Genomic DNA, 18,968 nt, shown 5'->3' on the forward strand with positions numbered 1-18,968 from the left:
GCGCCCTGCGGGTGGTCGGGCTGATGTCCGGCACCTCCTACGACGCCATCGACGCGGCCGCCGCCGACCTCGCCCTGGACGGGGACGCGCTGGTGCTCACACCGCTGGGCATGATCAGCACGGCGTACGGGGAAGACCTCCGGGCGGCGCTGGCCGGGGCGCTGCCGCCCGCCCGGACGGATCTGGCCGCGGTGTGCCGGCTCGACACGCGCATCGGGCGGGCCTTCGCCGCGGCGGCGGTCCGGGCCGACCTCGAACTGTGCGACGGGCGGGCCGACTTGATCGCCTCCCACGGCCAGACCGTCTACCACTGGACCGAGGACGGCCGGGTCCACGGCACGCTCCAGCTCGGCGAACCGGCCTGGATCGCCGAGGCGACCGGCCGCCCCGTGGTCTCCGGCTTCCGCACCCGCGACGTGGCCGCCGGCGGCCAGGGCGCGCCCCTGGTCAGCGTCGTCGACGTCATGTGGCTGCGGGGACGGCCGGGCGTGCCCGTGGCACTCAACCTGGGCGGCATCGGGAACGTGACCGTGGTCCCGGACGGCGCGGGCGGTGCGCACGGCGCGGGCGGTGAACCGCTGGCCTTCGACACCGGGCCCGCCAACGCGCTGATCGACGCGGCGGTACGGGAACTCGCGGGGCGGGAGGCCTCGGGCGGGGAGCGCCGCATGGACGTGGACGGCGCCCTCGCCGCCCGGGGAACCGTGTGCCCGCCGCTTCTGCGCGCACTGCTGGAGGAGCCGTACTACGCCCGGCCCGCGCCGAAGACCACGGGCAAGGAACTGTTCCACCTGCCCTATCTGCGTGCGGCGCTGGCCGCCTTCGGCCCGCTGTCCGCCGAGGACGTCGTCGCCACCCTGACCCGGCTCACCGCCCGGACCGTCGCCGACGCCGTACGGCCCCTCGGGGCCACGGAGGTGATCGCGTCGGGCGGGGGCACCCGCAACCCGGTACTGATGCGCTGGCTGCGCGAGGAGCTGAGCGGCGCGGGCGCGGGCAGGGGCGCAGGCGCGGGCGTACCGCTGCGGACCTCGGACGAGCTCGGACTGCCGTCGGCCGCGAAGGAGGCGTACGCCTTCGCCGTCCTGGGCTGGCTCACCGCGCACGGCCTGCCGGGAACCGTCCCCTCCTGCACCGGCGCCCGGCGCGCGAGCGTCCTCGGCTCGCTCACCCCCGGCGCGGCGGGCCTGCGCCTGCCGGAGCCGTTGACGACCCCGCCCATCAGCTTGAAGCTCCGAGCGAACCGGGACGATCGAACATACGATGGTCGGGAACCGGGCGCGGGCGGCTCGCCGCGCCGCCACTCCGGGCCGCTCGGGGCGGGAGAGGTATGACAGAGGGCGCCGACACAGCGCGGACCGTGATCCTGACCGTGGACGATGATCCGGGAGTCTCCCGCGCCATCGCCCGTGACCTGCGGCGACGCTACGGATCCGGTTACCGGATCGTGCGCGCGGAGTCCGGGGAATCCGCACTGGAGGCCCTGCGCGAGCTGAAACTGCGGGGCGACCTGGTCGCCGTGATCCTCGCCGACTACCGCATGCCGCAGATGAACGGCATCGAGTTCCTCGAACAGGCCCTGACCGTGTACCCGGGCGCCCGGCGCGTGCTGCTGACCGCCTACGCCGACACCAACGCGGCGATCGACGCGATCAACGTCGTCGACCTCGACCACTACCTCCTCAAGCCGTGGGACCCGCCCGAGGAGAAGCTCTACCCGGTCCTGGACGACCTCCTCGCCGCCTGGCGCTCCAGCGACCACCGGCCCGTGCCCGCCACCAAGGTGATCGGACACCGCTGGTCGGCCCGCTCCTCGGCCGTGCGGGACTTCCTGGCCCGCAACCAGGTCCCGTACCGCTGGTACTCCTGCGAGGAGCCGGAGGGGCAGCGGCTGCTGCGGGCGGCCGGGGCCGACGGGCAGCGACTGCCCGTGGTGATCGCTCCGGGAGGCGGCGTACTGATCGAGCCGGACGACCCCGAGCTGGCCGCGCACGTGGGGCTCGCCACCACCCCCACCGCCGAGTTCTACGACCTCATCGTGATCGGCGGCGGCCCGGCCGGGCTCGGCTCGGCCCTGTACGGGGCCTCCGAAGGGCTGCGTACGGTCCTGGTCGAGCGGTCGGCGACCGGCGGGCAGGCCGGGCAGAGCTCCCGCATCGAGAACTACCTCGGATTCCCGGACGGCGTATCGGGCGCACAGCTCACGGACCGCGCCCGCCGCCAGGCCGGCCGGTTCGGCGCCGAGATCCTCACCGCCCGCGAGGTCACGGGGCTGGAGGTCAACGGCGCGGCGCGCGTGGTCCGCTTCTCCGACGGCTCGGCGATCGCCGCGCACAGCGTCATCCTGGCCACCGGCGTGTCCTACCGGCAGCTCCAAGCGCCGGGCTGCGAAGACCTGACCGGCCGCGGGGTGTACTACGGCTCCTCGCTCACCGAGGCCGCCTCCTGCCTGGAGCAGGACGTGTACATCGTGGGCGGCGCCAACTCCGCCGGACAGGCGGCGATGTACCTGGCGCGCGGCGCGAAGTCGGTGACGCTGCTGGTCCGTGGGGAGTCCCTGGCCGCATCGATGTCGTACTACCTGATCCAGCAGATCGAGGAGGCGCCGAACATCACCGTGCGGACCCGTACCGTCGTCGAGGAGGCCCACGGCGACGGACACCTTGAGCAGCTCACGCTGCGGGACGTGGACACCGGCGCCAGCGAACTCGTCGACGCCCAGTGGATGTTCGTCTTCATCGGCGCGGCCCCGCTGACCGACTGGCTGGACGGTACGGTGCTGCGCGACGAGCACGGCTTCATCCTGGCCGGCCCGGACCTCACCCCGGACGGCCGGCCCCCGGCCGAGTGGGCGCTGGACCGGCCGCCCTACCACCTGGAGACCAACGTGCCCGGCGTGTTCGTGGCGGGCGACGCGCGCGCCCGGTCGGCCAAGCGCGTCGCCTCCGCCGTCGGAGAGGGAGCCATGGCGGTCATGCTCGTCCACCGGTACCTGGAGCAGTCGTGAGCGGGCGGGCCATGCCCTGCTCCCCGCAGGAGATCGCCTCGCTGTTCCTCTTCGAGAAGCTCTCCCCGGAGCAGCTCGGGCGGCTGTGCGCCGAGGGACGCGTGGAGCGGTTCGACGCCGGTCCCGTGTACGCCGAGGGTGACCCGGCGACCTGCTTCTACGTGATGATCGAGGGCACCGTCGTCATGTCCCGCCGGGTCGGCGCCGACGACGTGGAAGTGGCCCGGACCTCGCAGCGCGGGGTGTACGCGGGGGCCATGCAGGCCTACCTGGGCGACCGGGTGCCGCAGACGTACAACAACTCCATGCGGGTGACGGAACCGACGCGGTTCTTCGTGCTGCCCGCACAGTCGTTCGCGGACGTCATGCGGGAATGGTTCCCGATGGCCGCGCACCTGCTGGAGGGGCTCTTCTTCGGCTCGCGGAGCACCCAGCAGGCCATCGGACAGCGCGAACGGCTCCTCGCCCTGGGGTCGTTGTCCGCCGGGCTCACCCACGAGCTCAACAACCCGGCCGCGGCGGCCGTCAGGGCCACCGCCACACTGCGCGAACGCGTCGGCAAGATGCGGCACAAGCTGGCGCACATCTCCCAGGGCAACTACCCCCGCGAGGCGATCGCCGACCTCATCGAGATCCAGGAGCGCACCGTTGAACGCGTGGCGAAGGCGCCGGTGCTGAGCCCCTTGGAGGCCTCCGACCGGGAGGACGAACTCGCCGACTGGCTCGACGACCACGGCATCGCGGAGGGCTGGCGCATCGCACCGACCTTCGTCCAGGCCGGACTGGACACGGACTGGCTGGACCACGTGGCGGCGACGGTGGCCGAAGACATCCTGCCGGGGGCCATCGGCTGGCTCAACTACACGGTGGAGACCGAGCTGTTGATGGACGAGATCGATGACTCCACCACCCGCATCTCCCACCTCGTGGACGCCGCCAAGCAGTATTCGCAACTCGACCGCGCCCCGCACCGGGTCGTCGACGTCCACGAACTCCTCGACAGCACCCTGCTGATGCTGTCGGGCAAGATCGGCCGCGGGATCCGGGTGGTCAAGGAGTACGACCGCTCCGTGCCGGACGTGCCCGCGTACCCGGCGGAGCTCAACCAGGTGTGGACCAACCTCATCGACAACGCCGTCTTCGCCATCGGGAGCACGGGCGGCGAGGGCACGCTCACCGTCCGCACGGCGCGGGAGGGGGACCGGCTGCTGGTGGAGTTCCGGGACACCGGGCCCGGTGTCCCGGCGGACATCCGCAGCCGCATCTTCGATCCCTTCTTCACCACCAAACCGGTCGGCGAGGGGACCGGTCTCGGCCTGGACATCTCCTGGCGGATCGTCGTCAGCAAGCACCACGGCAGCCTCCAGGTCGAGTCCGTACCCGGCGACACCCGTTTCCAGGTCCTGCTGCCGCTGACCGCCCCGGAATCCGGCACCGAGCCGGACGGCGTGCAAGACACCGAGCCGGGAACCGCGCCCCCCGAGGAGCCCGTATGACCGCCATCGACGGAGTCGACCCGAGCGTCCCGCCCACCGGCACCGGCTGCGTCGAATGCGACGCGGTGGGCGGCTGGTGGTTCCACCTGCGGCGCTGCGCCCAGTGCGGCCACATCGGCTGCTGCGACTCCTCGCCCGCCCAGCACGCCACCGCCCACTGGAACTCCACCGGCCATCCGCTCGTGCAGAGCTACGAACCGGGGGAGGACTGGTTCTGGGACTACGCCGGCAACGAGCTGTACGAGTCCGGCCCCGAGCTGGCCCCGCCCTCGGACCACCCGGCCGACCAGCCGGCACCGGGCCCGCCCGGCCGCGTACCGCAGGACTGGACCCGGCTGCTCCACGGCTGAACGGTCCGCCCCGCGCCGGCGGCCCCCGGCGTGCGCCTGATGTCCCCCTCGTGGCGCGGAGTGTCCCCCCGTGGCGCGTTCGGTCCCCTTGCTGGCGTGTGCTGCCCGGGGCCGGGTGATCTTTTCGGCCATAGAGTGGTGATCGTTCCCGGAAGGTACAGGCGGTACCAACACGCCGCGGAGTGCGGACGGAGTACGGGAAGTCCCGGCTGGAGCGGAGCCCCCCACGGGGGTGGGGGCCCGGGATCCGGCGAAACGAGGGTCGCTTCCCGCACTCCGCACCGGTGGTCCGGCGGGAATTGACATCCTCGGCGCGTGCGAATTAACTTCGTATTACTTGAAGGTATGAACTATCTAGCCTCTTAAGTACCCCTGCCGCCCGGAGCGGCACCACCAGCGGAAGGCACGGACATGAACCCCGCCGAGCACGCAGCGGCCGTCGCGGCGGAGGCCGCCGGCTTCGTCGCCACGGTCAAGGCGGCCGACCTCTCCACCCCGGTGCCGACCTGCCCCGACTGGACCCTCGGGGACCTGACCCGGCACGTCGGCAGCGTGCACCGCTGGTTCACCGAGCTGCTCCGCCAGCGCGTCCAGCAGCCGCCGACCAGCCGTGACGTGGACCTGCGCCTGCCCGAGCAGCCCGACGGCCTTCCGGACTGGCTGGCCATGAGCGCGGGCGAGGCGGCCGAGATGTTCGCCGCCACCGACCTGGACGCACCGATGTGGGCCTGGGGAGTCGACCAGCACGCCCGGTTCTGGGTTCGGCGCATGCTCTTCGAGACCCTCGTCCACCGGGTCGACGCCGAGCTCGCACTCGGGCTCGTACCGCACGTCGACCGGGCGCTCGCGGTCGACGGCATCGACGAGTTCCTCACCAACCTGCCGTTCGCCTCGCCGTTCGCGCCGCTGACGGCGCAACTGCGCGCCCCCGACCGGACCGTCCGCTTCAGCTGCACGGACGGCGACGGCGGCCGCGATGGCTACGGTGACTGGCTGGTCGGCCTGCGCCCCGACGGCTTCGCCCTGCTGACCGGCCCCACGGACTCCCGCGCCGCGGCCGCCGCCACGGTCCGGGGAACGGCCGCCGACCTCCTGATGCTCCTCTACGGCCGCCTGGACCACCGGAGCGAGGCCTTCCAGCAAGAGGGCGACCCGGACCTGCTCGCCCACTGGTTCGCCAACTCGGCGTTCTGAGGGTCGTCCGGCCGTCTGCCCCGCCTCCAGGGGCGGAGGCGGGACAGACGGCGGGTGGCGCGGCGCGCCGGTGGTCACCGGACGGGCAGGGCCCCCGCGACCGAGGCCGGGACCGGTGCGAGACCCGCCGGCCGGGTGGTGAACGTGCCCCGGCCCTGGGTCCGGCCGCGCAGCCGGGACGCGTAGCCGAAGAGCTCGGCCAGCGGCACGGTCGCCGTGATCACCGCGGTCCCGGCCTCGGCCGTGGACCCGGAGACCCGGCCGCGGCGGGCCGCGAGATCACCCAGGACGCCGCCGACGCCGTCCTCCGGAACCGTCACCGTGACCTCGACGAGCGGTTCCAGGAGCTCCATCGAGCTCAGGCGCAGGGCCTCGCGCAGCCCGAACCGGCCCGCCGCGCGGAACGCCATCTCCGAGGAGTCCTTGGAGTGGGTCGCCCCGTCGGTCAGCGTGACCCTCAGCCCCGTCACCGGGAACCCGCCGACCGGGCCCTCCGCGAGGGCGTCCCGGCAGCCGGCCTCCACGGCCCGCGCGTACTCCTGCGGCACGCGGCCGCCGACCACCGTCGACCGGAACTCGAAGCACGGCTCGTCCAGCGGCTCGACGTCGAGGACGACGTGCGCGAACTGGCCCGCGCCACCGTCCTGTTTGACGTGCCGGTGGACCAGGCCGCTCACCCCGCGCACGACGGTCTCCCGGTACGAGACCTGCGGCCGGCCGACGACGACCTCCACCCCGTGGCCGCTGCGGAGCTTCTCCACCGCGACCTCCAGGTGCAGCTCGCCCATCCCCGACAGCACGGTCTGGCCGGTTTCCGCGTCCGACCGCACCACCAGCGAGGGGTCCTCCTCGGCCAGTCGCGCCAGGGCCGACGAGAGCCGGCCGGTGTCGCCGTTGCGACGTGCCTCGACCGCCACCGACACCACCGGTTCGGCCACCGACGGCGGTTCGAGGACCAGCGGAGCTCCCGGCGCGCACAGGGTCGTGCCCGCCCGGGCCGCCTTCAGCCCGATCACGGCGACGATGTCACCGGCCACCGCCTCCTCCCGTTCCTCGTGCCGGTCGGCCTGGACCCGCAGGATCCGGCCGACCCGCTCCGTGCGGCCCGTGGCCGCGTCCAGTACCGTCGCGCCCTTGCGCAGGGTGCCCGCGTAGACCCGTAGGTAGGTGAGCCGCCCGGTCGCCGTCGCCGTCACCTTGAAGGCGAGGGCCGCGAACGGCTCCGCCGGATCGGGGGAGCGCTCCTGCTCCGTGCCGTCGGACATCCCCCGCACGGGGGGCATGTCGGCGGGCGACGGCAGGTACGCCAGGACCGCGTCCAGCAACGGCTCGATCCCGCGGTTGCGGTACGCCGAGCCGCACAGCACCACCAGCCCGTCCCCGCACAGGGTCAGCTCCCGCAGGGCGCGCACCAGGGTCCGCTCCGTCAGCGCCGTGGTGGCACAGAACTCCTCCAGAGCGTCGGCGTGCAGCTCCGCCACCGTCTCCTCCAGGAGCCGGCGCCGCTGCCGCGCCTCCTCTCGCAGCGGCTCGGGGACGGGCCCCTCCTCGTACGTGTCCGCGCCGGCGCGCCAGTGCAGCGAGCGCATCCGCAGCAGGTCGACGACGCCGGAGAACGAGTCCTCCGCTCCGACGGGCAGCTGTACCACCAGGGGAACGGCGCCGAGGCGCTCGCGGATCGAGGCGACGGCCGTGTCGAGGTCGGCGCCCGCCCGGTCCAGCTTGTTGACGAACGCGATCCGCGGCACACCGTGCCGGTCGGCCTGCCGCCACACTGTCTCGCTCTGCGGTTCGACCCCGGCGACGGCGTCGAACACCGCGACCGCCCCGTCCAGGACCCGCAGGGAACGCTCGACCTCGTCGGAGAAGTCCACGTGACCCGGGGTGTCGATCAGGTTGACGCGGTGTCCGCCCCAGGTGCAGCTCACGGCCGCGGCGAAGATGGTGATGCCGCGGTCGCGTTCCTGGGCGTCGAAGTCGGTGACGGTCGTGCCGTCGTGCACCTCGCCCCGCTTGTGGATGGCACCGGTCGCGAACAGGATGCGCTCGGTGATCGTGGTCTTGCCGGCGTCTACGTGGGCGAGGATGCCCAGATTGCGGACGGCGGTGGGGGAGGTGGTGGTGAGGGGTCGCCCGTTGGCGCGCATGGCCCGAGGCCTTTCGAGTGAAGAGAAGAAAGGGGCGGCGCGATTCCCGGACCCGTACGTCCGCCCCCGGGCAGCCGCGGCGGCGCCGCCGCCCCGCACGGAAGAGATCCGGGCAGGGAGGCGTACGGGTGCGGCGGAAGGGGACGGAACCTGAAGGACCTGAAGGACCTGTAGGACGGAACCTAAAGGTGGGTCACGGGCATACGGTGACGGCCGCGCAGCCGGCACCGCGCGCCCCGAGACACCGGGATCACGTCGTACCGGGACGGGGGAGCCCAGGCGGCGGTGCGGTACACGGCGGTGTTGTACGAGTACACGGCGCGGCTCCCCTTCTCTTCGTTCGGCATCAGGCACGCGGTGCCCTGTCGGCAGCGCGCACGGCGAGTCTAGTGAGCGGGTTTCCCCGGGGCACGGGAATATTCGGCGCTCGCCGGCCGGCCGCGTAGAGCCCTGCGCCGGGCTACGAGGCCGTCGACGCTCCAGGCGTGCCGGTCCGCGGTGGACAGCGCGAGCATGCCCGCGCACAGCAGGAAGACGCTGTACCGGAACTGCTCGGCAGCCGGCAGCGAGAGGGTCATCGAGACCCCGAAGGCGAACAGCAGGCCCGCCGAGCCGAGCGCGGTGTACCGGAGGCGCACTCCGAGCAGGAGCGCGAGTCCGAGGACGGTCTCGCCGATGGTGGCCAGCACCGCCAGGAGGGGCGCGAGGCCGGCCGGGAGGAACGAGCTCACGTCCCGGGTGTACGAGACGAAGTGCGCGAAGTCCCCCCAGGGCGATCCGGGGGTTCCGGGCGGGCCGAAGGCGCCGAAGCGGTCGCCGACCGACAGGAGGAAGTCGGCGGCCATCAGGAACCGGACGGACACGGCGAGCCACCGCCACCGGCCGTGCAGTGCGGCGAACGCGCCCAGTACGGCCATCACCGCGATGGCGAAGGTGTCCGGACGGTGCGCGAGGCACCAGACCAGCTGGACGAGAAGGGCAGCCCACAGGGCTGCGAAGGCATAGCGCTTCACAGGGTTCTCCATACGAGGGATCGCGGGGAAGGGAAGGCGACGGGCGACGGGCCGGCCGCAGGAGGTCGTCAGCCGATGTCGAGGCGGCCGCGCAGCCGGCGCAGTACCGCCGGGCCGTAGTGCTCGCCGAGCGGCCGCAACGCCGGCCGGAGCAGTCGGGTGCCCGGGAAGCGGAAGCCGCCGAGGAACGCGAACCGGGTGGCATCCCCGTCCGGGACGGCTGCCATGCCGCCGAGCAGGAACCTGCTCTGCATGAGGCACCAGCCGGGCCGCAGCACGATGTCGAACCGGGCCCGTACCCCGCCGTAGCCGCGGGCGTACGCTTCGAGCCGTTCTCCGTCGGCCGAGGTGACCGCGAGGGACCGTACGTCGGGCAGCAGCCGGGGCAGCTCGTTCTCCAGGTCGGCTGATTTGACGGTGCCGACGGGCAGGGCGAGCAGTTCGCCGACGGCCTGCTCGTCGAGCCCTTCGAGGTCACGGAGGGTGAGCACCGCCCGGTGCTCCGGGGTCAGCCGGTCGAGTACGTCGCGGATGTCGGCGGCCAGCTGCGGATCGCCCGGAGCGGGTACCTCGTGGAGCTCGGCCGCCACGGCGCGGGGGCCGCGGTGGGCCATCCGTACCGCCTCCCGCACCGTGATGGCACGGGCCCAGCCGAACAGTGCGGCGGGCTCGTGCAGGTGCCCGATGTTCTTGAAGATCACGGTCAGGGCCTCCTGGGCCGCGTCGGGGCCGTCCGAAGTACCGGCGCTGTCACCCAAGAGAGGAACCCGCCCGCCCGAACGTTCCCTGTGACCCCGGTCACGGTCCCGGAGGGGCGGCTTCCGGGCGGAAGGGAGTGAACCAAGGGGCAGGTGTGTGCGCGACTGGTTTCGCGTACGAAGAGCCGCCGCACGACATGGCCGCCCTTCGGGGGATCGACCCAACATTGGCTTGACCGAAGCACTACGGCGACGTAAATTCGACCGCAACGACTCGTGAGCTACTTGAAGGAGGCGAAGTCGGATGTCCACCATCTCCGCGCTGTCTCGCCTCGCTCACCAGATCGCCTGGGCTCCGGGTCGTGTCGCACACGGCTGCTGAACAGCCCCCCTCCCGGTGTGCCCTTTTTTGTGGCCCCGGGCATCTTTGCGTCTCCGCCACCGCTTAGACACGTCGTTGCGCGCCGTTTTGCCGCGCTCCGGGTTCATGAGCTGCGCCACCGAAATAGAAAGCTCCTGAAATGGCTACTGAGATAGTCCGATCCACCGTGCGCCGAAATGAGGACGTGCCATGGTAGCGGCGCGTATTACGGTCAATGGGAAAGAAACGCCGATCGCTCCGGCCACACCCCAGACCACGGTGCTGGATTTCCTGCGCGAGCGCGGACTCACCGGCACCAAGGAGGGCTGCGCCGAGGGTGAATGCGGCGCCTGTTCCGTCATGGTGGCCCGTCCCGGCGTGGACAAGCCCACGGACTGGGTGGCGGTCAACGCCTGCCTGCTCCCGGTCGCGGGACTCGACGGCCAGGAGGTCATCACCTCCGAGGGTCTGGCCACCGTCGACGCGTCCGGTACGCCGACCGAGCTGCACCCCGTGCAGGAGGAGATGGCCGTCCGCGGCGGCTCCCAGTGCGGTTACTGCACGCCGGGCTTCATCTGCAGCATGGCCTCCGAGTACTACCGGTCCGACCGGTGTGCCCACGAGGTCGCGGAGGGTGAGCACGCCGACCCCGAGCACGGTCCGAACGGCTTCGACCTGCACTCGCTGAGCGGCAACCTGTGCCGCTGTACGGGCTACCGCCCGATCCGCGATGCCGCGTACGCCGTCGGCATGCCCGCCGAGGACGATGCGCTGGCGCAGCGTCGCGAGCAGGCCCCGCCGGAGGCGGTCGCCACCGAGTACACCCAGGACGACAGCTCCTTCCTGCGCCCGGCCACCCTGGCCGACGCACTGCGGCTGCTGAACGAGCGCCCCGACGCCCAGGTGGTCTCCGGCAGCACCGACTGGGGCGTGGAGGTGAACATCCGTTCCCGCCGGGCCAAGCTCGTGGTCGCGATCGACCGGCTCGCCGAACTCCGGGAGCTGCGGGTCGAAGCCGACCACATCGAGATCGGTGCGGCGCTGACGCTCACGGAGATCGAGCGGCGCCTCGACGGCAGCGTGCCGCTGCTGGCGGAGCTGTTCCCGCAGTTCGCTTCGCGGCTCATCCGCAACAGCGCCACCTTCGGCGGCAACCTCGGTACCGGTTCCCCCATCGGTGACAGCCCGCCGGTGCTGCTCGCGCTGGAGGCGTCGCTGGTGCTCGCGCACGCCGACGGTGAGCGCGTGGTCCCGCTCGTGGACTACTTCACCGGCTACCGCCAGAGCGTGCGCCGTCCCGGCGAGCTGATCCGCGCGGTGCGGATCCCGCTGCCGCTGGCGCCCGTAGCGGCCTTCCACAAGATCGCCAAGCGGCGCTTCGACGACATTTCCAGCGTGGCCGTCGCCTTCGCGCTCGAAATCGAGGACGGGATCGTCCGCAAGGCGCGCATCGGCCTGGGCGGCGTGGCCGCCACTCCGATCCGCGCCCTCGCCACCGAGGCCGCCCTTGAGGGCAAGCCGTGGTCGGCGGAGACCGTCGAGGCCGCGGCCCGCGAACTGCGGGGCGAAGGCACCCCGATGAGCGACCACCGCGCCAGTGCCCTCTATCGCTCCGCGATGCTCGGCACGAGCCTGCGCAAGCTGTACGCCGAAACCACCGAGGCGGTGTCGTCATGAGCCATTTGTCCGAGATTCCCGAGAAGCCTGTCGTCGGCATATCGATGCAGCACGAGAGCGCCACGCAGCACGTCACGGGCACCGCGCTCTACACGGACGACCTGATCTACCGCAGCAAGGACGTGCTGCACGCCTACCCGGTCCAGGTCATGAAGACCCACGGCAAGATCACGGCGCTGCGCACGGAGCCCGCGCTCGCCGTGCCCGGTGTGGTCCGCGTGCTGACCGTCGCCGACGTGCCCGGTGTCAACGACGCCGGCATGAAGCACGACGAGCCGCTGTTCCCCGACACGGTCATGTACCACGGCCACGCGGTCGCCTGGGTGCTCGGTGAGACCCTGGAGGCGGCCCGGCTCGGTGCGGAGGCCGTCGAGGTGGAGCTCGACGAGCTGCCCTCCGTGATCACGCTGCGCGAGGCCATCGACGCCGAGGCCTTCCACGGCGCCCGGCCGCTGATGGTGGCCGGAGACGTGGACGCCGGCTTCGCCGACTCCGCGCACGTCTTCACGGGTGAGTTCCAGTTCTCCGACCAGGAGCACTTCTACCTGGAGACGCACGCGGCCCTCGCCCAGATCGACGAGAGCGGGCAGCTGTTCATCCAGAGCAGCACCCAGCACCCCTCGGAGACGCAGGAGATCGTCGCGCACGTCCTCGGCCTGCACAGTCACGAGGTGACCGTGCAGTGCCTGCGGATGGGTGGCGGCTTCGGCGGCAAGGAGATGCAGCCGCACGGGTTCGCGGCGATCGCCGCCCTCGGTGCCAAGCTGACCGGCCGGCCCGTCCGAGTGCGGCTCAACCGCACCCAGGACCTGACCATGTCCGGCAAGCGCCACGGCTTCCACGCCACGTGGAAGATCGGCTTCGACGCCGACGGCCGCATCCAGGCCCTCGACGCCACGCTGACCTCCGACGGAGGCTGGAGCCTGGACCTGTCCGAGCCGGTGACGGCTCGTGCGCTGTGTCACATCGACAACACGTACTGGATTCCCAACGCGCGTGTCGCCGGTCGCATCGCCAAGACCAACAAGGTCTCCAACACCGCCTTCCGCGGTTTCGGCGGCCCGCAGGGCATGCTGGTGATCGAGGACATCCTCGGCCGGTGCGCGCCGCAGCTCGGCCTGGACCCCATGGAGCTGCGCTCGCGCAACTTCTACCAGCCGGGACAGGGCCAGGAGACGCCGTACGGGCAGCTCGTTCCGCAGCCCGAGCGGATCTCCATCATCTGGGACCAGCTCCAGCAGGACGCCGGCGTCGCCGAGCGCAAGCGCGAGATCGCGGCCTTCAACGCCGCGCACCCGCACACCAAGCGGGCGCTCGCGATCACCGGCATCAAGTTCGGCATCTCGTTCAACCTCACCGCCTTCAACCAGGGCGGCGCGCTGGTACTGATCTACAAGGACGGCTCCGTCCTGATCAACCACGGCGGCACCGAGATGGGCCAGGGCCTGCACACCAAGATGATGCAGGTGGCCGCGACCACGCTGGGCATCCCGCTGCACAAGGTGCGCCTCGCCCCGACGCGTACGGACAAGGTGCCCAACACCTCCGCCACCGCGGCCAGCTCCGGCGCGGACCTCAACGGCGGGGCGATCAAGAACGCCTGTGAGCAGCTGCGCGAGCGACTGCTGCAGGTGGCCGCCTCCCAGCTGGGTGCGAACGGTTCGGACGTGCGCATCGTCGAGGGCGTCGCACGGGTCCTCGGCAGCGACAAGGAACTGGCCTGGGACGACCTGGTGCGCACCGCGTACTTCCAGCGCGTCCAGCTCTCGGCCGCCGGCTACTACCGCACCGAGGGTCTGCACTGGGACGCGCAGGCTTTCCGGGGCTCGCCGTTCAAGTACTTCTCCTACGGCGCCGCGGCGGCCGAGGTCGAGGTGGACGGCTTCACCGGCAAGTACCGCATCCGGCGCGTGGACATCGTCCACGACGTCGGCGACAGCCTCTCCCCGATGATCGACATCGGTCAGGTCGAGGGCGGCTTCGTCCAGGGTGCGGGCTGGCTCACGCTCGAGGACATGCGCTGGGATGCCAGCGACGGCCCGAACCGCGGCCGGCTGCTGACCCAGGCGGCGAGCACGTACAAGCTGCCGAGCTTCTCGGAGATGCCCGAGGAGTTCAACGTCAGGCTGCTGGAGAACGCCACCGAAGAGGGTGCGGTCTACGGTTCCAAGGCGGTCGGTGAGCCTCCGCTGATGCTGGCGTTCTCGGTCCGCGAGGCGCTGCGCGAGGCGGCCGGCGCGTTCGGCACGCCCGGAACCATCGTCGAGCTGGCCTCGCCGGCTACGCCGGAAGCGGTGTACTGGGCGATCGAGGAGGTCCGTCAGGGCGCCGCCGCCCAGCACGGTCACGCCAGTGACGAATTCTCCGCGGGTGAGCACGCCGGGAACGGTCAGGCCGCGGTTGGCCACGCCGGGAACGGCCATGCCTCCCACGGCAGGGTCCGTACCGACGCGTCAGCGTTGAGCGGTGCCTGACATGACGTGGGTCGCCGCGGTCGCGCGGTTGCGGGCACGTCGGGAGTCCGGCGTGCTGGTGACCGTCGCGACCGTGCGCGGCCATGCCCCGCGCGACGCCGGTGCGAAGCTGGTGGTGGGGCACGGCGAGACGTGGGGCTCCATCGGAGGCGGCAATGTGGAGGCCGTCTCGATCGACCGGGCTCGGGAGATGATCGAAACGTCCAAGCCCGAGCCGGAGCTGATCGATTTCGCCCTGAACGACAAAGTGACCAACCAGCACGGCGTGCAGTGCTGCGGAGGCACCGTCTCGGTGCTGCTCGAACCCCTGCCGGTGGTTCGGGCGGTGGCGGTGTTCGGCGTAGGGCACGTAGGGCTGGAACTGGCGCGCATCCTCGCACGTCAGGACCTCGACCTCCATCTGATCGACACCCGCTCCGACATGCTCACCAAGGAGCGGCTCGATGTCCTCTCGGACGCGGTGGCGCAGGTGCACGTGCACCACACGCCGCTGCTGCCCGAGGAGGTGCTGGAGGACCTGCCGCGCGGCACCCACGTCCTGATCATGACCCATGATCACGCCGAGGACGCCGCTCTGTGCGACGCCGCCCTGCGCACCGACCACCTCGGCTCCATCGGGCTGATCGGGTCGGCGGCCAAGTGGGTGCGGTTCCGTAAGCGCCTCTCCACCGAGGGCGGGCACGACGAGGCCACCATCGACCGGATCAAGACCCCGATCGGGCTGGCCGACATCACCGGCAAGGAGCCGGCGACGATCGCCGTGAGCGTCGCCGCCGATCTGCTGTGCACCTTCGAAGCCGAGGGCGACTGACCGGCAGACCTGACAAACAAAAGGTGCCCCGCACGAGTGCGGGGCACCTTTTCAGGTTTGCAGAAGTTTATGCGATCAGTAGTCGATGCGGTCGGTCTTGGCGACCCACGCGTCGAACGGCGCGTTGCGGTTCGGCATGTCCACGCGCTCGATCGACATCGGCCACAGCTCCGCGGGCTGCTTCTCGAACAGGTCGTAGAACTTGCGGTCGTCGAATCCGGCCACCGCGGCGTCATCACGGTCGGCGGCGAAGATGATCCGGTCCACTCGCGCCCACAGCGCGGAGGAAAGACACATCGGACACGGTTCGCACGAGGTGACCAGGACACAGCCTTCGAGCGAGAAGGTGCCCAGCTTCTGGCAGGCGGCGCGGATCGCGGTTACCTCGCCGTGGGCCGTCGGGTCCAGGTGCGAGGTGACGTTGTTGTTTCCGATCGCGACTATTTCGCCGTCTTTGGCGATCAGTGCGCCGAACGGACCGCCGCCGTTCTTCACGCTGTTCGTGGCAAGGCCGATGGCCTCGTCCATCCAGGTGCGCTCGATCTCCTGGACGGACTTTTCCTGCGTGTGCGCAGTCAATTTGACTCCTTGGTCGCGGACGGTGGGGACCCACCGAATGGGGAGGTTGGCGCGGCGGGCGCCGTCAATGCGCTTTCGTGAGGCCGGGGTGTGGGTCGGCTTCAGCTCGGGTGCGGACTGAAGAAGTCTTGAATGGTCATCAGGAATCCTCTGCCGGCCCTTCGGCGCTTGTTCACATGCTGTCAATGTGCAATAGCGCAAGTACATCGGCCCCGCGCCGCCGGGAAAAGTCACCAAACCCATAAAGGAGTTGGCCGACCGGTCGGCCACTCTTGTAGAGACGTCCGAAAGACGTCGTTCCATGGCCCGATGACCTCGGTTCGATCACGAGATCCGCGCCGGCCGAGGGACCCCGTCCGCGCGGGGTGCGGTGGTCAAGTCGACTGCTGCTGGGCGAGGTTGACCGTACGGGGTGCTCCGCGGGCTTCGTGCCCGGGCCGGAGAATCCCGTCGTAGATACATCTTATCCGATTCGTCCATTTCTGGGCGTCCTGTCCCGACGGGGGCGCCATGATACAGGTGCGTCAGCCGCCCGGACGGGGCGGCGGCTCCAGGTCGTCCAGGATCAGCTGGAAGGGGCGCCGCAGAGCCACGGCCGCGGGCCGGGGATCCTCGTGGGCGTAGGCGGCCAATGCGCCGCGGGCCGTGCTCACGGCGGCCCGGGGGTCTTCCGCACTCAGCGTGCGCTCGATGGCACGCACGGTGGCGGACACCACGGCGGGCAGCCGGTGCCCGGACCGGGCCAGGACGGGGACGAGGTCGTCCCTGCCGGTGAACGCGGCGACCTCCCTGGCCAGGGTCGACACGTGGATGGTGAGGGTGTCGGCGGTGGCGACCGCCCGGGCCAGCAGCCGTACGGCATCGCGGTCGCGCCGGTGCAGAGGATTGAACCGCATGGCCTGCTCGGCCTGCCGGGCCCGGGTGGCCGCGGCCCGTACCGCCTCGGTGTGGGATCCCACGAGCGCCAGGTTGTCCCGCGCGGCGGCGGGATCGGTACCCAGGACCGCCATCGTGCCCCTGAGGGCCTGCACCAGGTGGGTGCGGCAGTCGCCGGCGATGCGGGACAGCACGCGGACCGGGTCGGCGGGCCACAGCAGCGGGGCCAGCAGGACCGTGACCACCGCCCCCGCCCCGGTCTCCCAGACCCGGTGGAAGGCGTAGGAGCCGGGCGATTCGCTGGCGAAGACCAGCAGGGAGGAGGCCGCCACCTGGATGTTGAGCCCCCCGCCGGCCCGCAGGACCATGCCGAGGCCCAGACCGAGGGCCACCACCAGCGCCAGTGTGGCCGTCGAGAGGTGCAGTGCGCCCAGGACCGCCATCCCGAGCAGCACGCCGGCCACCACGCCCAGCACCCGCTGCAACGAGGTCCCCACGGCGGTCATGGGATCGCTGCGCAGGGCGACCAGGGGAACGATCGCCGCGTAGACCGGCGGCTGGTCGGCGCCCAGCCACAGTGCGACCTGCCAGGCGACGGCGACGGTGACCACGATGCGCGCCGCCGCGGGCCCCTCCGTGGACACGATCTCGCGGGCCCGGTCGGCGCGTCGTGGCCGGACGGCGTCGACGCTGTCGCTCATCCGCGCTTCTTTCCTCTTCGTCGTTCCGCTGCCGGCCGGGCCTACCGCGACCGACAGGCACAGCGTGCGGCCGTCGAAGGCTCCGTCAGCCCCATTACGCCGAGGAGCGGCATGTCACGACGGGCCCGGCGGGGGAAGTCCTCGGCCGGGTCAGGAGCGCGATGCGCTCCCGCAGCCCTTCTCCGTACGGTCGGCGAGCGTCCCCGTGCGGCCTTGGCCTCCGGGAGCTCGATCCCGGCCGCCCCGTCGGCCCACCGCACGGCCGGGGATCCCCTGAAGGGCTCCTTGAGCGTCGGCTGGTCACGCCAGCCGGGCGGCGGGGCCGGAGCTCCGGATCAAGTCCAGCTGCGCGTACAGGGAGTGGCCCGGGCACGCGGTGTTGAAGCCGTCGCGGTGGCCCGAGACCGCCTTGAACGGGTACGGCCGGCCCGCCACGAAGGGGGTGCCGAAGCCGTTCTTCTGGTCCGCGCCCGCCACCAGAGTGACCGTGGCGTTCAAGTCGCCGCCGTACTGGCCGAGTTTGTAGGCGGCGATCCGGGCGACGGACTCCAGGGCGGCCTCCGAAGCCCCGGTGCTCGTGTAGTCGCCGAGTACGGCGATACCCGTCGACTCGGAGTTCCAGCCGTAGGTGTGCGCTCCGTAGACGGGCTGGTCGATGCCGCCCCGGCGGCCCTCGAAGATGGTGCCGCACTTGTCGACCAGGAAGTTGTAGCCGAGGTCCCGCCACCCGTTGGTCTTCACGTGGTAAGTGTGGATGCCCCGGACGATGGCCGCGGACTGCGAGCAGTCGTACGGGGCCGCGTCGGCGGTGTGGTGGACGAAGACGGCCTTGACCCTGGAGCCCGGCAGGTAGGCCGGGGCCTCGTTGTCCAGGCTCTCGTCGGCGTTCCATTCCGCCCGCGAGACCACCTCGGGCCGTGGCGCCGTGGAGACCGGCCCGGGGTGAGGTGTGGTGGTGGCGAAGGCCGCGGGCCCGGCGTTGACCCCGCCCTTCTTCCCTGCGGAGCCGGGGGTGCCGGGGGTGCCGGGGGTGCCCGGCTCCACCAGGTCCACTTCGAGGCCGGCGGGGAGGACGCCGCCGCTCACGCGCACCTCGACACCGTCCGACGCGCCGACCCAGACGGGCTCGGTCGCACCGTGCGCACCGGGGCGCCTGCCGTCGAGCCCGGCCGGTAAGGGGTCCAGCGTGATCCAGTCGGACCACTCGCCGGTCTCCGCGCTACGGGCGCGGGCCTGGATGGTGTCCTCCACCTGCGCCGCGGGGTCGGTCCAGGACACGCCCAGGAGACCGAAGAGACCGGTGTGCCGCCGCGCGAGCGCGGCCCCGCCGTCGCCGGTCGGCTTCAGCGCGAGCGTGCGCATCGCGCCCGCTGCGGGACCGGTCCGCCGCACGCTCGCACCGGCGCCGTACGCCTTCGCCTCGCCCGATCCCCCGGCTCCGTGGGAATCCGGTCCGGATCCTCCGGATCCCCCTGCCACTGCCTGGAAGCCGAGCACCGCTGCCACACCGACGGCGGCGGCCAGCGCGGAGCCCCGCACCTGACCCAGTCTCACGTCGTTCCCCGCCCCGTAGCGAATCCCCGT

At 71.7% G+C, this 18,968-nt stretch carries 15 protein-coding genes; 8 read left to right on the top strand and 7 right to left on the bottom strand.

The annotated features are described in order from the left end of the window. Positions 1-5: 5 nt before the first annotated feature. The 5 genes from ACFXDJ_RS23390 to ACFXDJ_RS23410 all read left to right on the top strand — a co-directional run bounded on the left by ACFXDJ_RS23390 (position 6) and on the right by ACFXDJ_RS23410 (position 6,047). Positions 6-1,334: an anhydro-N-acetylmuramic acid kinase gene (locus ACFXDJ_RS23390; protein ID WP_384850237.1), complete on the top strand. Its 1,329-nt coding sequence runs from the start codon at positions 6-8 to the stop codon at positions 1,332-1,334. Then, positions 1,331-3,007 carry an FAD-dependent oxidoreductase gene (locus ACFXDJ_RS23395; RefSeq protein WP_384662973.1) on the top strand — a complete coding sequence of 559 codons (1,677 nt, stop codon included), beginning with the start codon at positions 1,331-1,333 and terminating at the stop codon, positions 3,005-3,007. Before ACFXDJ_RS23390 ends, ACFXDJ_RS23395 begins: the two co-directional genes overlap by 4 nt. Then, complete coding sequence (locus tag ACFXDJ_RS23400; RefSeq protein WP_384850180.1) at positions 3,004-4,503, top strand: ATP-binding protein; 1,500 nt, start codon at positions 3,004-3,006, stop codon at positions 4,501-4,503. The genes ACFXDJ_RS23395 and ACFXDJ_RS23400 overlap by 4 nt, the downstream gene beginning before the upstream one ends. Next, a complete protein-coding gene (locus ACFXDJ_RS23405) occupies positions 4,500-4,853 on the top strand; it encodes a UBP-type zinc finger domain-containing protein (protein ID WP_384662970.1) in 354 nt (117 codons plus the stop codon). Before ACFXDJ_RS23400 ends, ACFXDJ_RS23405 begins: the two co-directional genes overlap by 4 nt. A gap of 411 nt (positions 4,854-5,264) precedes the next feature. After that, positions 5,265-6,047: a maleylpyruvate isomerase family mycothiol-dependent enzyme gene (locus ACFXDJ_RS23410; protein ID WP_384662968.1), complete on the top strand. Its 783-nt coding sequence runs from the start codon at positions 5,265-5,267 to the stop codon at positions 6,045-6,047. Positions 6,048-6,121: 74 nt separating this feature from the next. On the opposite strand, the gene fusA is transcribed toward ACFXDJ_RS23410, so the two are convergent. The 4 genes from fusA to ACFXDJ_RS23430 all read right to left on the bottom strand — a co-directional run bounded on the left by fusA (position 6,122) and on the right by ACFXDJ_RS23430 (position 9,965). Beyond that, on the bottom strand, positions 6,122-8,194 hold the full coding sequence (gene fusA / locus ACFXDJ_RS23415; RefSeq protein ID WP_384850183.1) for an elongation factor G: 2,073 nt from the start codon (positions 8,192-8,194) through the stop codon (positions 6,122-6,124). A gap of 182 nt (positions 8,195-8,376) precedes the next feature. Continuing rightward, on the bottom strand, positions 8,377-8,541 hold the full coding sequence (locus tag ACFXDJ_RS23420) for a hypothetical protein (protein ID WP_384662344.1): 165 nt from the start codon (positions 8,539-8,541) through the stop codon (positions 8,377-8,379). Positions 8,542-8,580: 39 nt separating this feature from the next. Further along, positions 8,581-9,207: a hypothetical protein gene (locus tag ACFXDJ_RS23425; protein ID WP_384850186.1), complete on the bottom strand. Its 627-nt coding sequence runs from the start codon at positions 9,205-9,207 to the stop codon at positions 8,581-8,583. A 68-nt stretch (positions 9,208-9,275) separates the two neighbouring features. Beyond that, entirely contained in the window at positions 9,276-9,965 is a 690-nt protein-coding gene (locus ACFXDJ_RS23430) for an RNA polymerase sigma factor (RefSeq protein WP_384662338.1), read from the bottom strand. Between the two features lie 511 nt (positions 9,966-10,476). On the opposite strand from ACFXDJ_RS23430, the gene ACFXDJ_RS23435 reads away from it, so the two are divergent. The 3 genes from ACFXDJ_RS23435 to xdhC are packed head-to-tail and all read left to right on the top strand — an operon-like array spanning position 10,477 to position 15,228. Next, positions 10,477-11,943 carry a xanthine dehydrogenase small subunit gene (locus tag ACFXDJ_RS23435; RefSeq protein WP_384662336.1) on the top strand — a complete coding sequence of 489 codons (1,467 nt, stop codon included), beginning with the start codon at positions 10,477-10,479 and terminating at the stop codon, positions 11,941-11,943. After that, a complete protein-coding gene (gene xdhB / locus ACFXDJ_RS23440; protein WP_384662333.1) occupies positions 11,940-14,417 on the top strand; it encodes a xanthine dehydrogenase molybdopterin binding subunit in 2,478 nt (825 codons plus the stop codon). Before ACFXDJ_RS23435 ends, xdhB begins: the two co-directional genes overlap by 4 nt. A 1-nt stretch (position 14,418) precedes the next feature. Next, complete coding sequence (gene xdhC / locus ACFXDJ_RS23445; RefSeq protein WP_384662349.1) at positions 14,419-15,228, top strand: xanthine dehydrogenase accessory protein XdhC; 810 nt, start codon at positions 14,419-14,421, stop codon at positions 15,226-15,228. 75 nt (positions 15,229-15,303) lie between these two features. Here xdhC and ACFXDJ_RS23450 read toward each other — a convergent pair whose 3' ends face one another. The 3 genes from ACFXDJ_RS23450 to ACFXDJ_RS23460 all read right to left on the bottom strand — a co-directional run bounded on the left by ACFXDJ_RS23450 (position 15,304) and on the right by ACFXDJ_RS23460 (position 18,938). Further along, a complete protein-coding gene (locus ACFXDJ_RS23450) occupies positions 15,304-15,756 on the bottom strand; it encodes a nucleoside deaminase (RefSeq protein ID WP_384658861.1) in 453 nt (150 codons plus the stop codon). A 575-nt stretch (positions 15,757-16,331) separates the two neighbouring features. Continuing rightward, positions 16,332-17,384 (bottom strand): aromatic acid exporter family protein, encoded by a 1,053-nt coding sequence (locus ACFXDJ_RS23455; RefSeq protein WP_384658855.1) that lies wholly within the window; start codon positions 17,382-17,384, stop codon positions 16,332-16,334. Between the two features lie 300 nt (positions 17,385-17,684). After that, entirely contained in the window at positions 17,685-18,938 is a 1,254-nt protein-coding gene (locus ACFXDJ_RS23460; RefSeq protein ID WP_384850189.1) for a peptidoglycan recognition protein, read from the bottom strand. Between the last annotated feature and the right edge of the window lie 30 nt (positions 18,939-18,968).

This window comes from Streptomyces sp. NPDC059443, from assembly GCF_042750105.1.
GTDB lineage: Bacteria > Actinomycetota > Actinomycetes > Streptomycetales > Streptomycetaceae > Streptomyces.